Raw genomic sequence first — 13,595 nt, forward strand, 5'->3', positions numbered from 1 at the left:
CCCGCAGACATTGCTTTTATGCCGGTTCGACAGCCGGCGCCTCCCGTTTCGGGAAACGCCGGCGCATGGCCGGCTTCAGTACGATTTCGGCAAGCCGAGCTTGCGCTCGGCAATGTTCGACAGAATGAGTTGCGGGGTGACAGGGGCAATGTAGCCGATCCACGCCTCGCGCATGAAGCGCTCGACGTGATACTCCTTCGCATAGCCGAAGCCGCCGTGCGTGAGGATCGACGTCTGGCACGCGTTCATGCAGGCCTCGGACGCCAGCAGCTTCGCCGCATTCGCTTCCGAGCCGCACGGCAGCCCCTTGTCGTAGAGGTCCGCGGCCGCGAAGATCATGTGGTTCGCCGCTTCGAGTTCCGCCCAGTTGCGTGCGAGCGGATGCTGCACGCCCTGGTTCTGGCCGATCGGGCGGCCGAACACGACGCGCTCCTTCGCATACTGCGTCGCGAGCTTGAGCACCGCGCGGCCGATGCCGATCTGCTCGGCCGCCACCAGCACGCGCTCCGCGTTCATGCCGTGGAAGATATAGCTCAGACCCTTGCCTTCCTCGCCGATCAGCGCGTCCTTCGACACCGGCATGTCGTCGATGAAGAGCTCGTTGGTATCGACGGCCGCGCGGCCGAGCTTGTCGATCTCGCGAATCTCGACGTACTTGCGGTCGAGCTTCGTGTAGAACAGGCTCAGGCCCTCGCTGTGCTTCTTCACTTCCTCGATCGGCGTCGTGCGCGCGAGGATCAGCATGTGATCGGCCACCTGCGCGGTCGAGATGAAGACCTTCTTGCCCGACAGCAGGTAGTTGCCGTCGGGCTGCTTTTTCGCGACGACCTTCAGCTTGGTCGTGTCGAGGCCGGTGTCCGGCTCGGTGACCGCGAAGCAGGCCTTGTGCTCGCCGCGCGCGAACGGCGGCAGCCACGCCTTCTTCTGCGCGTCCGTGCCGAAGTGCACGACCGGCTGCAGCCCGAAGATGTTCATATGAATGGTCGATGCGGCCGCCTGCCCGCCGCATTCGGCGACCGTGCGCATGAACAGCGCCGCCTCCGTCACGCCGAGGTTGGCGCCGCCGACGTCCTCCGGCATGCAGATGCCGAGCCAGCCGCCGCTCGCGACGGCCGCGAAGAACTCGTGCGGGAATTCGTGGTTCTTGTCCTTGTTGCGCCAGTATTCGAGCGGGAAGTCCGCGCAGATCTTCTGCGCCGCATCGACGATCGCGACCTGGTCGGCGCTCAGTTGGTAGTCCATTTCCGGATCTCCTGCGGGAACGAGGTCAAGCCTGGGCGGCGGCGGGGCGCAGCATCATCAGGCCCGTGCGCACGGCGGTGCAGACGATCTCGTCGCGCTGATTGCGCGCGACGTGCTTGAACGTGACGATGCCCGAATCCTTGCGGCTCTTCGACAGGCGCGTGTCGACGATCTCCGTCTCGACGCGGATCGTGTCGCCGTGGAAGGTCGGCTTCGGGAACGCGATCTCGCCGAAGCCGAGATTGCCGAGCGTCGTGCCGAGCGTGGTCTCGTACACGGTGATGCCGGCCACCAGCGCGAGCAGGAACATGCTGTTCACGAGACGCTGGCCATACATCGTGTTCTTGCTGTATTCGGCGTCGATGTGCAGCGGCGCGCAGTTGTAGGTCATTGCCGAGAACAGCACGTTGTCGGTCTCGGTCACCGTGCGGCGGATCGCATGCTCGATCACCATGCCGGGCTTGAATTCTTCGAAGTAAAGGCCTGCCATTTTCTGTCTCCTGGGGGATTGGGGTGGGCGATCAGCGGTTGAACGACTGCGCGAGCGCGATGATTTCGCGCGCCGTCTTCGCGTGCGCGATGTCGATGTGTTCGCCGTCGTAGATGCACGATGCGCGGCCTTCGGCCTGGGCCTTGTCGAGTGCGTCGATCATGCCCTGGTAGAACGTGACTTCCTCTTCGGTCGGGCTGTAGGTGCGGTTGACGATCTCGACGTTCGACGGATGCAGCACCAGCTCGCCGCTCATGCCGAGCTGGCGGTCGTTTGCCGACGAGACCTTGAGCCCGTCGAGGTCGTGCACCTGCTGCCAGACGCCGCCGATCGGCAACTTGCCGGCCGCGCGCGCGGCCATCACGATGCGCGACTTCAGGAACTGGGTTTCGCGGCCCTCGAGCGACCAGACGGTCTTGAGCGCGCGCGCCACGTCGGCGTTCTTGGCCGTCGCACCGACGATCGCCGGCACGCGTTCGTGCTGCGCGATTTCATACGCAAGCTGTAGCGAGCGGGCGGTTTCCAGCAGCGGAATTACCTTCGTGTGACCGACGTCGATGCCGGCGCGGTACTCGGCTTCAGCCAGCATCGACGCGACGGTATGGATGTCCTCCGGCCCGCACGGCTTCGAGATCACGATGCCCTCGACCACCGGGTTCACGATCGCGAGAATGTCGTCGAAGTCGTACAGGTGCGCGCTGCGGTTGATGCGCACCCAGATGCGCTGCTGCTGCTCGGCCAGCCAGGCCAGCTTGGAGCGGACGATCTCGCGCGCCTCGACTTTCTGGGCCGGCGGCACGCTGTCCTCGAGATCGAGGATCAGCGCGTCGGCCCCGGACTGGATGGACTTCTCGATCCAGGTCGGCTTGTTGCCCGGAACGAAAAGGAAGGAACGGATCGGTTTCATCTGCGTCGTCATGGCTGTCTCGGCCTCTTGATGGGATTGGCTGCTTTACCGTTAGGTGTTATCTAACTATTGGTAGTTAGTTTGATGCGCAAATGCTGGGACCGTCATTGGGGTTTATACCGAGATCGGATCGCTGTGATGCGTCGCGGGACACGCCGGCCGCAGGCGCGAGGGCGGCGTGTGGCGTTGTCCGGTGCGGTGCAGTGCGGCGAAATCAGGGCCGCGACGACGGTCCCACGCCGTAGAGGAACATCGTGCAGAGTTGGTCGGCGATCCGTTCCAGCGAGCCTTTTTGCGGGTTGAACCACGACTGGATCGAATTGATGCTGCCGAGGATGTGGATCCGCGCCAGCGCGATGTCCACGTCTTCGCACAGGCGGCCTTCGGCGCGCAGGTCTTCCAGCAGCCCGTTCCAGAGCGTCTGGTGATGCTCGCGCCTGATGACCTGCCGCTCGCGGATCGTGTCGGGCAACTGGCCGAGCAGACGACCGTGTGCGACGGCGAAATCGCCATGCATGACGAGGCCTCGCATCTGGCCGAGCACGGCGGCGCGGAACCGTTGTTCGGCCGTTGCATCTGGGCCGAGCGCGTCGAGGCGCTCGTTCAGGTGATGGACGATGTGCGCCGCGCCTTGCTCCATTACCGCCTCGACCAGTTCTTCCTTCGACGAAAAGTGGTAGTAGATGCTCGCGGCCTCGATACCGGCCTGGTCGGCGATATTGCGCATCGTCGTGGCCGAATAGCCCTGCATCCCGAACGTACGCGCGGCAAAACGGATCAGCGATTCGCGTGTCTCGCACGGATTGACGGAGTTCGACTTCGGTCGTTTTGCCATGCCCCTGGAGCCTGCCGATGGTGAGTCATGTCGACATTCTAACAGTGGTTAGGTTGAAATGGGGTGCCCCGGTATTGTACGAACGGCTCGCCGCTTGTGATGCGCGGGCCGGTTACTACACGTGTAACCCTGGCTTGACAATGAACGGCAGTCTGTCCCCTCGGAAGGTGATGCCCGGCGGCGCGCGCCGTTCCTATCATCGGTTCCGTCGCACATTCAAAGAGCGCGACGAAATGGATCACAACCGATAGGAGACAGCCCATGACATCCAGCATGTCGTGCCACCCCCGGCATGGAGCCCGCATCGCCGGCCAACCGGCGAGGACCTCATGACTTCAACGCGAGTGACAAGCCCTGCGCTGCATCTCGAACGCACGCCGGTGGACGGTAACTGTCCCGCGTGCGAATCGACGCTGCTCGCGCGCTATCCCGTGCATTCGGAAGGCGGCTGGTTCGACGTCGTGAAGTGCCAGGCCTGCCTGCATTCGATGCGGCGCGAGCCGGCGTCGCGGCTCGGCCCCGTGCTGCGCCTGCTGTCCGACACCTTGTAGGAGCGAACCCGGATGATTGCCATCGACGTAGGCGGTACCTTTACCGACGTGGTTTCGCTGCGGGACGGCCGCATCGAGACCGCGAAAATTTCGACGGACTACGACGACGTGACGAAGCCGATTCTGGCCGGCGCGCGGGAACTGAACGTGGCCGACGCCCGGGCCTTCAACCACGCGAGCACGCACGGCCTGAACGCCGTCATCACGCGCCGGCTGCCGAAGATCGGATTCCTGACCACCGAAGGCCATCGCGACATACTCGACATGGGGCGCGTCTGGCGTCCCGCATCGGCGATTCTCGATCCGCGCTGGCGCCGCAGTTTCGGCGACGCGACGCGCCCGCTGGTGCCGCGTTATCTGCGTCGCGGCATCCGCGAGCGGATCCTCGCCGACGGCTCGGTGCTGTTTCCGCTCGACGAAGCGCAGGCACGCGAGGAGCTCGAGGTGCTCAAGCGTTGCGGCGTCGCGGGCGTGTCGATCTGCCTGCTCAACTCATACCTGAATCCCGCCCATGAAGTCCGTCTGAAGGCGCTCGTGCGCGAAGTCCTCGGCGACGTCGCCTGCTCGATCTCGAGCGAGGTATCGCCGCTCGCGCGCGAGTATCCACGCGCGTCGACGACCGTGATCGACACCTTCATGAAGATCATCTATGCGGACTACACCGGGCGGCTCGAGCACGGCCTGAAGGCGGCCGGCTTCAGCGGCGAGCTGAATTTCGCCGACTGCGCGGCGACGCTCGTGCCGGTGCGGCGCGCGATGGAGCAGCCGTACCGCATCGTGTTTTCCGGGCCGTCGGCCGGCGCGATCGGCAGCGCGCACTTCGGTGCGATGATCGGCGAGCCGAATCTGCTGTGCGCCGACGTCGGCGGCACGTCGCTCGACATCAGCGTGGTCACGGGCGGCGCACCGTTCGTCAACACCTCGTTCGAGCTCGAACACGACCTGGTGGTGAACGCGCTCGCGATCGACGTCACGGCGATCGGCGCGGGCGGCGGCAGCATCGTCGCAATCGGGCCGGCGGGCGAGATCCAGGTCGGGCCGGCCAGCGCCGGTTCGACGCCGGGGCCGGCCTGCTACGGGCGCGGCGGCACGCAGCCAACCACCACCGATACCTTCCTGATGATCGGCGTGATCGACGAGCAGAGCTTCGCGAACGGCGCGATCCGGCTCGACCGCGCGTTGTCGCGCCAGGCGTTCGAGCGCCTCGACACGACGTTCACGCTCGCACAGCGCGTGCGTTACGCCTACGAGATCGCGATCCACAACATCGCCGAAGGCCTGCTCAACGTGGCGATCAAGAACGGCATCGACCCGCGCGACTATAGCTTGATGGCGTACGGTGCGGCCGGGCCGATGCTGTTGCCGGGCGTGCTCGACACGCTCCGGTGCAAGCAGGTGATCGTGCCGCCGAATCCGGGACTGTTCTCGGCGCTCGGGCTGCTGTCGGCCGACCAGGTGTTCACGGCCAGCCGCAGCCTCTACGCGATCCTCACGGCCGAACTCGCGCCGCAGGTCGACGCGCTCTACGCGACGATGGAAGCCCAATTGCGCGAAGGGCTCGACGCCGATGCGCGCGTTACTTTCGAGCGCAGCTTCGATGCACGGCTGGCCGGCCAGAGCTGGGAGACGCCGTTCGTGCCTGCGCCGAACGGCACGATCGACGCGGCTGCGATCGAGACCATGATCGCCGCGTTCCATCGCAGCTACGAGACGCGCTCGGGCAACCGCTTCGAGTCCTTCCCGGTGCAGGGCGTGACGTTCCGCGTGCGCGCGGTGCTCGAGACGCCGAAGGTCGCCTATCCGGAACTGCCCGCGCGCGGCGCCGAACCGCTGCGCCCGAGCGGCCGCACGACGCTGCGCTACCTCGGAGACCTGTCGGATGCGAGCGGCGAAGGGCGTCAGGACGCGGACGTCTATCGACGCGATGCGCTGCGTCGCGGCGACGTGATCGATGGACCTGCCGTCATCAATGAAGGCTTGTCGACCACGCATATCGGCGCACGTCAGTATGCGACCGTGGGCCGCTTCGGCGAAATGCTGATCCGCAACAAGGAATGAGCGCAACCATGAATCTCCAGACCGATATCGCCGCCGCTGCGCGCGACGGCGACACCCGCGAGCGGATCCGCGCGCTGTCCGATGCGCAATTCCACGCGCGCTACGCGTGCGAGCGCTTCACCGCGACCGTGCTGATCAACCGGCTGCGCTACGCGGTCGAGCATATGTCGACCGGCTTCATGCGCGAAGCGTTTTCGCCGATCATCCGCGACTGGTATGACTTCGCATGCATGATCAGCGGGCCGCCGGAGATGGACTATCCGATGCCGGTCGTCAGCAACAGCCTCGTCGTGTTCCTCGGCACGATGGGCGACGCAGTGCGCAACGCGGTGCAGGAATACGGGCCGCACAATCTCGCGCCCGGCGACGTGCTGATCTGCAACGACCCATACCGCGTCGGCACGCACGTCAACGACGTCTGCTTCATCCGCCCGGTGTTCGTCGACGGCCGGCTCGTGTCGTTCGTCAACATGCGCGCGCACCAGCTCGACATCGGCGGCGTCGTGCCGGGCGGCTTTTCGGCGACCAAGCGCAACGTCTACGAGAACGGACTCGTGATCCCGCCGATGCTGCTGTGGTCGAAGGGCAAGCCGGTGCGTTCGACGTTCAGCCTGATCTTCGACAACTCGCGCTTCGGCGGCCTGCTGCTGCCCGACTTCCACAGCATCGCGCATCAGCTCGAACTGGGCGAACGGCTCGTGCAGGAAAACATCGCCCGCTACGGCCTCGACGCCTATCTCGGCAGCCTCGCCTACGCGTGCGACGTCTCGGCCGAACGCATGCGCGACGCGATCGCGCGCATTCCCGACGGCGACTACACGGGTTCCGCGCTGATCGATGCGGACGGCGTCGACGACAGCCTCGACTATCGCGTCAACATCACTCTGCGCAAGCGCGGCCACCGGATCGAGGCCGATCTGTCGGGCAGCTCGGCACAGGCGCGTTCGTCGATCAACTGCGGGATTCTCGATGCAAAAACAGCACTCGGCGTCGCGCTGACGCTGCTGCTCGACCCCGAAGCGCCGTTCACGTCCGGCACCTGGCGCGACATCGACCTGGCCGCGCCGGCCGGCACGCTGCTGACGTCGCTGCCGCCCGACGGCGCGATCATGATGTTCTGGGAAAGCAGCGGCGCGCTGGTGGCGGCGATCCTGAAAGCGCTCAACCCGGTGCTCGGCCCGAACGCAGTGGCGGGAGACTACGGCTCGACCAGCACCCATAATGCGTATGGCGTGACGTCGGCCGGCACGCCGTGGGCCAACGTCTGCCAGTGCGGCGGCGAGCACGGCCCGTGGGGCGCGACGAAGGAGGCCGACGGCGACAGCTATACGGTACTGCTGACGCTGAACAACCTCGATCCGGCGACGGAATCGATCGAGGCCGATTCGCCGGTCGTGCTGCTGCGCAAGGAGCACGCGATCGACGGCGGCGGGCCCGGCACGCATCGCGGCGGTGCCGCGCACCTGAAGGACACGCTGTGGCTGACGGCCGCCGAGCACCACAGCGCGCCGTTCCGCACGCGCGAGCCGAGCGGCGTCGGTGCGAACGGCGGCAGCGCGGGGCCGTGCGGCGGCGTCTGGTTCTTTCCGCCTGCACCGGGCGAGAACGGCCGCCCCGACGCGCTGCTCGGCACGGAGCCGGACGTCTATGCGGCCAGCACGCCGGTCGCGGGCGTGCTGGACCCGGATCGCAAGGTGCTCGATCCGCAGCGCGGACGCTACCACTACTATGCGAGCCAGCCGGTGTGGCGCACAGCACCGGGCGCGATATCGCGCTACATCACGAACGGCGGCGGCGGCTGGGGCGACCCGTTCGCGCGCGATCCGGCGAAGGTGCTGGCCGACGTGCGCGACGAGTACGTCAGCGTAGCGGGTGCGGCGCGCGACTACGGCGTCGTGGTGACGGGCGATCCGCGCCGCGACCCGGAAGGGCTGCGCATCGACGAAGCGGCGACACGGCGCCTGCGCTCAGCGCGTTGACGGCGTCTGCATGTTGCGACGGCCGGATCCGGCGATCCGGCCGTGCACGTACCTTGGCAAGCGACGTAGAGGAAAACACCAGCTATCGAACGCCGATCCGAATACCTAACATTCGATAGGTCCGGCTTCCGTCCCGTGTGCGATCTGCGGGGGCGGAGCCGGATCGCGTTGAATCCATCTTGTTGGGACAGACGGAGGCGAGCGTGTCCGCTGCGGCAATCGAATCGACCCATCCGCTCGACAGCCTGATCGGCGCGATCGGCAGCGCAGCGTTTCCCGAGCGGGCCGGCGCGTCGCTGCGCGCGCTGTGCGGCGCGGAGCTCGCGTTCATTTTCCGTATCGTCGATGCGCGTCCGGTCGAGTTCGTGTCGATCGGCTGCGACGGTTCCGATCGTGTCGAGCACGTGCGCAATACCTATCTCGGCGGCCGCTGGTGGCAGTTCGACGACGAGATCAACGAACTCGGCTCGAGCAGCGGCGATGCCTGCCGGTTGCTGAAGACCGACTTCAAGCTGTCGGCGCCGCCGCGCCTGCGTCAGACGCTTTACGGGCAGTTGAACATCCGCGATCGGGTGCTGATGTGCGGCCGCGTCGGCGGCGACCCGCTGGTGCTCGGCATCACACGCTCGGAGCAGCTCGGCCCGTTCGAGACGCGGCAGGTGGATGCGCTCGGCGAGCGCGCCGCTACGCTGCTGTCGATCGTCGCCCGGCATTACGACCTCACGATGCGCGCGCGCCGGCTGCCGGGCCTGTTGACCGACCTCGCCGAAATCGAACGGCAGGTCGCGCTGTCGGGCGAGCGGCTGACAGCGCGCGAGACCGAGGTGTGCGCGCGCTATCTGTACGGCTTGCCGACGGCCGGAATTGCCGCCGATCTCGGCATCGGCACGGAGACCGTCGTCACATACCGGAAGCGTCTGTACGAGCGACTGTCGATCGGCAGCCACCGCGAATTGCTGCTTTGGTATCTGAACGTCTGCGGTCGTTTGCAGTAAAGGCGCGCGCGTTTCGGCCTTTCACGGTTCGCGCACGGCATCCATAGTACGGAACGAATTCGCCGCACGAATTGACTTGCTTTCGGGGCCGAACGACGCTGACTCAGCTCGCGTCCGGCCGCCCGCGCGACGCCGTTGCCGGCTTCGCCGCCGCGCCGCGACGGCCGCCGGACACCAGAACATATTCAGCGTCGCAACGGCCAGGACCGGGCCGTTTGACCAGGAGACAGACGATGCGGGTCCGCCGTGGTCCGATGGACGGTGCGCCGGGCATCGTTCACGGATGGATGGCCTATGGACTCGCTCTCGGATGTGCTTGCGCGGCTCAAGCCGCACAGCCAGTTCTATGCGGGACTCGACGCGGCGGGCGAGTGGTCGTTCGCGTTTCCCGAATATGAGGGAATCAAGTTCGCCGCCGTGCTGCACGGCGCATGCTGGGCCGTGATCGAAGGGGTGGCCCAGCCGGTCCGCTTCGAGAAGGGCGATTGTTTCCTGCTGAACAGCCGGCGCGGCATCGTATTGTCGACCGACCTCGCGCTCGAACCGCAGGATTCGACGGCGATCATGGATGCGGTCGCGCGTGACGGCATCGCGGTGCACGGCGGCGGCGGCGACGTGTTGCTGATCAGCGGCTTCTTCGCATTCTCGGGCGACCATGCCGCACTGCCGTTCGACGCGCTGCCGCCGCTCGTCAGCGTGCCGCGCGCATCGAGCCAGGCCGAGGTGCTGCGCTGGTCGCTCGACCAGTTGACCGCCGAGCTGCGCGACCCGCAGCCGGGCGGCGCACTGGTGTCGAATCATCTGCTGCACCTGATGCTCGTGCAGGTGCTGCGCCTTCATCTGGCGGCCACGCCCGCCGGCTGGTTCATGGCGCTGTCCGACCGGCGGATCGGCGCGGCCATCAGTGCGATCCACGCGGAGCCCGCGCGCCACTGGACGCTCGACGAACTGGCGCGCATTGCCGGGCTGTCCCGAACCGTCTTCGCACAGCGTTTCAAGCGCCTCGTCGGCGCGACCACGATCCACTACCTGACGCGCTGGCGAATGCTAATCGCGGCCGACCGGCTGCGCGCCGGGCACGAGACCATCGCGTCGATCGCGTTCTCGCTCGGCTACGAATCGGAAAGCGCGTTTTGCACGGCCTTCAAGCGAACCATGTGTTGCTCGCCGACGCAGTATCGCCGCCAGGCGCGCGCGGCAGATCCGTACGATCTCGAAACAGAAGCGCACGGCGGCGATAGGTCCGAGCGGCCGGGCAAAAATAACATGACGCTGTGTCCGATGTAGATGGCCGCGCTTCGCTGCGCTGCTTCTGTCCAGGCACGCATCAACCTATAACGGGAGACAACCGGCATGACCTCCAGCGATTCCAGCCTCGACGCCGCACTGCGGCGACTCGTCGATACCGACGCGATCCGCACGCTGATGTCGAAGTACTGTCACGGCATCGACAAGCACGACGAGGCCCTATTCATGAGCATCTGGGCCGACGACGGCATCTACGAGCTGCCGCGCGGGCAGACGGCCGGCATCGACGGAATCCGGCAGCTCGTTCACAAGGTCTGGCGCGAGGTGCCGAAGTGCCACCATCACATCACCAATCCGCTGATCGAGATCGATGGCGACCGCGCGACGGCGGCCACCGACGTGATCTATTACCGGCAGACCGACGACGGCGTGCTGCAGCTGCTTTCGGGAACCTATGCCTTCCGATTCGCGAGGGTCGCCGGAGTATGGAAAACGACGTATCTGAAGTTCTCGAGCTTCGGCACGGTCAGCCCGGTCTTCAAGGAAAACATCGGCGGGTGAGGCTGTAGTCCGCCGCAGAAGCGGGCGGTCGTGACGGATTGCCTCGCTCGAGAGAAGCAACATGCCTAATGATTCGGATACCGATTCAATTCTCAAAATGAACAAGGAGACACCGAATGACCGATCGTGCAACCGATGAATCGCAATGTTTGCCGGAAGGCTTCGAGGAACTCGCCCCGTTCCTCGCCGACTGGAACGCGCCCACCTCGCACGAGCGATGGATCCGGCGCGCGGCGATGCCTTACGCCGAGATTGTCCGCTTCTACGATGCGATGTTCGCGCGCGCGGAAGAGGCGACACGCTATCTTGAGCAGTTCCCGCTCGACGACATGCCGGCACCGGCGAACAACCTGTTTCGGTTGTTGCTGTCGCTGTGCCATGCGTCCGTCGCTGTCGAAATGCATGAGGCGCCGAGTATTCGCCACGCGCCGGCCGAGCATGCGCTGCGGATCGTAACGGGCTTTCAGCCGCACGGTTGAGAAACAGCCGATCGTCCGTCGCAGTGGACGGCCTTCATTCATCAGCAGGAGTCAGCATGAATCATCCGACCGATTTCAATCCGGGCCTGACGCGTGCCGTCGGCCTCGGCACCGACGCGATGCCCACCTCGCTCTATACCGACGCGGCGCAGTTCGAGCTCGAACGCAAGCAGATTTTCCGACGCGCATGGCTCATGGTCGGGCGCGTCGAACGCATTCCGAATCCCGGCGATTTCTTCGTGAAGGACCTCGCGGTCGTCGATGCGTCGATCATCGTCGCGCGCGCGTCGGACGGCAAAGTCCGGGCGTTCCACAATGTCTGCGCGCATCGCGCGAACATCGTCGAACATCGCGCGTCCGGCAACGCGAAGCGCTTCGTCTGCCGTTACCACAGCTGGAGCTACGACAATGCCGGCGCGCTCGCGAACGTTCCCGACGAAGCCGGCTTCTTCGGCCTCGACCGGAAAAAATGCGGCTTGACGCCGGTCGCGCTGGAGATCTGGGAAGGCTGGATCTTCATCAACGTGGCGCCGGAGCCGGAAGTCACGCTGCGGGAGTTCCTCGGGCCGGTGGCCGACGCGCTGGCCGGCATCGCATACCAGCATCCCGATCATCCGATCGTGCTGCGCGGCGAGTTCAAGGCGAACTGGAAGGCCGTCGCCGAGAACTTCAGCGAGGCCTATCACGTCGCGTCGATTCACCCCCGAACACTGGCGCCGTTCTACACCGGGCCGGCCAATCCGTTCGGGCGCCCGATCAGCGTGCGGCTTCATGGCCCGCACCGCTCGATGTCGTGGTGGCTGAACCCGCTCGCGCAGCCGTTCGCCGATTCGAAGGTCGCGAAGTGGCTGTTCTCGGCCGATCACTCGGTGACGGGCACGCGCAAGGCCGGGCAGACCAACGCGGTCGTCGAGCACAAGCATGTGAACCCGACCAAGGATGCGAACTGGGCGAGCGACGTCAACTGGTTCTTTCCGAACTGGCATCTGCAGATTTCGGCGAACCAGTTCTGGACACACGAATTCTGGCCGACCTCGGCATCGACGACCGTCTGGGAAGCACGCTTCTATTACAAGAAGGCCGCGACCGTGCGCGATCGGCTGCAGCTCGAGCACTTCACGTCGCAGATCACCGATTCGATGCTCGAGGATCTCGGCAACATCGAGAGCATGCAGGTCGGGATGGCGTCGGGTGCGAAGCCCTTCGTTCATTTCAACGAGAGCGAGGTCCTGTGCCGGCATTCGCTCGAACAGGTCGTCAAGTGGTCGAACGCCGCGACGATGAAGGATGCGCTCGCGTAGGCCGGCCCGATTTCAGCTATCCAGTGCGGTGAAAAGGAGGAGAACGATGGGAACGAGAATTCTGTGGCAGGCCGAAAACCGCTCGAACGATGCGGACTTCGAGGGCGTCACCGAAACCTATGCGGCGATGCTGAAGTTCGCGCATCAGGTGGCGAGGCCCGATACCGAGATCACGCTGCGCTACATGGAGGAAGCGCCGCGTTCGTTTGCGAATAATCTGATCTACCCGCGCGCGGTGACGAAGGTGCAGGTCGTCAACCGCGTCGTCGAGGCCGAGCGCGAAGGATTCGATGCGGCGCTGGCCGGCGTCTGCATCATCGACGCGTATTCGCAGGAATGTCGGCAGACGGTCAGAATGCCGGTACTCGGCGGTGCGGAATCGACGATGCTGATGGCGCAGCTGGTCGGCAAGCGCTTCGCCTGGGTCACGATCGCGCCGTCGTTCATCGAGCCGTTCGAAGCCCATATCCGTCAGCACGGCTGGGCGGATCGCGCGATTCGCGACCGGCCGGTGCGCGCGCTCGACCCGTCGTGCTGGCTGGCGATCGTCGACGCGGCACGAGGCCGGCCCGAACGCTGGATCGAGATGTTCGACGAGGCGGCCCAGGCTTGCGTGCGCGACGGCGCCGATACCGTGCTGTGCGGCTGCAATCCCGGCGGCGCATTGCTGGGGCTGGCCGGCTACCGCGAGGTGCGCGACACGGGCGTGCCGGTCATCATGGGGCCGGCGGCGATGGTGAAGCTGGCCGAAGCGATGGTCGATCTGCGCAGAAGCCTCGGCCTGACCAAATCGGAGGCCGTGACCGGCGCGTATCGGACGACGCCGGCTCACATCCTCGAAGAGCTTCAGGCGATGGGGAAGAAACTCGTCGCTTGAAGCAGGGGCGGTGATACGCGCGGGTCGGGCCCCGGTGATGCGCGGATGGCGAGTCCGCGCATCGCCGACACG

13 protein-coding genes are annotated in these 13,595 nt (G+C 65.8%); 9 read left to right on the forward strand and 4 right to left on the reverse strand.

Annotated elements, in window-relative coordinates:
* Nucleotides 1-75: 75 nt before the first annotated feature.
* The 4 genes from MMB92_RS05265 to MMB92_RS05280 all read right to left on the reverse strand — a co-directional run bounded on the left by MMB92_RS05265 (nt 76) and on the right by MMB92_RS05280 (nt 3,474).
* Nucleotides 76-1,242 (reverse strand): acyl-CoA dehydrogenase family protein, encoded by a 1,167-nt coding sequence (locus MMB92_RS05265; RefSeq protein WP_009691437.1) that lies wholly within the window; start codon nt 1,240-1,242, stop codon nt 76-78.
* Between the two features lie 25 nt (nt 1,243-1,267).
* A complete protein-coding gene (locus MMB92_RS05270) occupies nt 1,268-1,732 on the reverse strand; it encodes a MaoC family dehydratase (protein WP_027785836.1) in 465 nt (154 codons plus the stop codon).
* Between the two features lie 31 nt (nt 1,733-1,763).
* Nucleotides 1,764-2,651, reverse strand: a complete 888-nt coding sequence (locus MMB92_RS05275; protein ID WP_277562578.1) for a CoA ester lyase — start codon at nt 2,649-2,651, stop codon at nt 1,764-1,766.
* 202 nt (nt 2,652-2,853) lie between these two features.
* Nucleotides 2,854-3,474 carry a TetR/AcrR family transcriptional regulator gene (locus tag MMB92_RS05280; protein ID WP_062910247.1) on the reverse strand — a complete coding sequence of 207 codons (621 nt, stop codon included), beginning with the start codon at nt 3,472-3,474 and terminating at the stop codon, nt 2,854-2,856.
* A 329-nt stretch (nt 3,475-3,803) separates the two neighbouring features.
* Here MMB92_RS05280 and MMB92_RS05285 point away from each other — a divergent pair, with 329 nt between their 5' ends.
* The 9 genes from MMB92_RS05285 to MMB92_RS05325 all read left to right on the forward strand — a co-directional run bounded on the left by MMB92_RS05285 (nt 3,804) and on the right by MMB92_RS05325 (nt 13,523).
* A complete protein-coding gene (locus tag MMB92_RS05285) occupies nt 3,804-4,025 on the forward strand; it encodes a hypothetical protein (RefSeq protein WP_062910248.1) in 222 nt (73 codons plus the stop codon).
* 12 nt (nt 4,026-4,037) lie between these two features.
* Complete coding sequence (locus tag MMB92_RS05290) at nt 4,038-6,083, forward strand: hydantoinase/oxoprolinase family protein (RefSeq protein ID WP_062910249.1); 2,046 nt, start codon at nt 4,038-4,040, stop codon at nt 6,081-6,083.
* Between the two features lie 8 nt (nt 6,084-6,091).
* Nucleotides 6,092-8,062: a hydantoinase B/oxoprolinase family protein gene (locus MMB92_RS05295; RefSeq protein ID WP_062911384.1), complete on the forward strand. Its 1,971-nt coding sequence runs from the start codon at nt 6,092-6,094 to the stop codon at nt 8,060-8,062.
* 203 nt (nt 8,063-8,265) lie between these two features.
* Nucleotides 8,266-9,057, forward strand: a complete 792-nt coding sequence (locus tag MMB92_RS05300; RefSeq protein WP_140402392.1) for a helix-turn-helix transcriptional regulator — start codon at nt 8,266-8,268, stop codon at nt 9,055-9,057.
* A gap of 294 nt (nt 9,058-9,351) precedes the next feature.
* The gene (locus MMB92_RS05305) at nt 9,352-10,344 is read left to right on the forward strand and encodes an AraC family transcriptional regulator (RefSeq protein WP_080466847.1); all 993 of its coding nucleotides are present in this window, start codon (nt 9,352-9,354) and stop codon (nt 10,342-10,344) included.
* Between the two features lie 66 nt (nt 10,345-10,410).
* Complete coding sequence (locus tag MMB92_RS05310) at nt 10,411-10,866, forward strand: nuclear transport factor 2 family protein (RefSeq protein ID WP_059873519.1); 456 nt, start codon at nt 10,411-10,413, stop codon at nt 10,864-10,866.
* Nucleotides 10,867-11,015: 149 nt separating this feature from the next.
* Nucleotides 11,016-11,345 (forward strand): hypothetical protein, encoded by a 330-nt coding sequence (locus MMB92_RS05315; RefSeq protein ID WP_277562579.1) that lies wholly within the window; start codon nt 11,016-11,018, stop codon nt 11,343-11,345.
* 56 nt (nt 11,346-11,401) lie between these two features.
* A complete protein-coding gene (locus MMB92_RS05320; RefSeq protein ID WP_060110966.1) occupies nt 11,402-12,646 on the forward strand; it encodes an aromatic ring-hydroxylating dioxygenase subunit alpha in 1,245 nt (414 codons plus the stop codon).
* Between the two features lie 46 nt (nt 12,647-12,692).
* On the forward strand, nt 12,693-13,523 hold the full coding sequence (locus MMB92_RS05325) for an aspartate/glutamate racemase family protein (protein ID WP_054315118.1): 831 nt from the start codon (nt 12,693-12,695) through the stop codon (nt 13,521-13,523).
* The last annotated feature ends 72 nt before the right edge of the window (nt 13,524-13,595 follow it).

The sequence above is a fragment of the Burkholderia sp. IO2 genome (assembly GCF_029522185.1).
Lineage (GTDB): Bacteria > Pseudomonadota > Gammaproteobacteria > Burkholderiales > Burkholderiaceae > Burkholderia > Burkholderia cenocepacia.

Bases quoted from the DNA above. Each gene is read 5' to 3' on its own strand.
- MMB92_RS05265 (WP_009691437.1), bottom strand. From the start codon at position 1,242: ATGGACTACCAACTGAGCGCCGACCAGGTCGCGATCGTCGATGCGGCG.
- MMB92_RS05270 (WP_027785836.1), bottom strand. From the start codon at position 1,732: ATGGCAGGCCTTTACTTCGAAGAATTCAAGCCCGGCATGGTGATCGAG.
- MMB92_RS05275 (WP_277562578.1), bottom strand. From the start codon at position 2,651: ATGACGACGCAGATGAAACCGATCCGTTCCTTCCTTTTCGTTCCGGGC.
- MMB92_RS05280 (WP_062910247.1), bottom strand. From the start codon at position 3,474: ATGGCAAAACGACCGAAGTCGAACTCCGTCAATCCGTGCGAGACACGC.
- MMB92_RS05285 (WP_062910248.1), top strand. From the start codon at position 3,804: ATGACTTCAACGCGAGTGACAAGCCCTGCGCTGCATCTCGAACGCACG.
- MMB92_RS05290 (WP_062910249.1), top strand. From the start codon at position 4,038: ATGATTGCCATCGACGTAGGCGGTACCTTTACCGACGTGGTTTCGCTG.
- MMB92_RS05295 (WP_062911384.1), top strand. From the start codon at position 6,092: ATGAATCTCCAGACCGATATCGCCGCCGCTGCGCGCGACGGCGACACC.
- MMB92_RS05305 (WP_080466847.1), top strand. From the start codon at position 9,352: ATGGACTCGCTCTCGGATGTGCTTGCGCGGCTCAAGCCGCACAGCCAG.
- MMB92_RS05310 (WP_059873519.1), top strand. From the start codon at position 10,411: ATGACCTCCAGCGATTCCAGCCTCGACGCCGCACTGCGGCGACTCGTC.
- MMB92_RS05320 (WP_060110966.1), top strand. From the start codon at position 11,402: ATGAATCATCCGACCGATTTCAATCCGGGCCTGACGCGTGCCGTCGGC.
- MMB92_RS05325 (WP_054315118.1), top strand. From the start codon at position 12,693: ATGGGAACGAGAATTCTGTGGCAGGCCGAAAACCGCTCGAACGATGCG.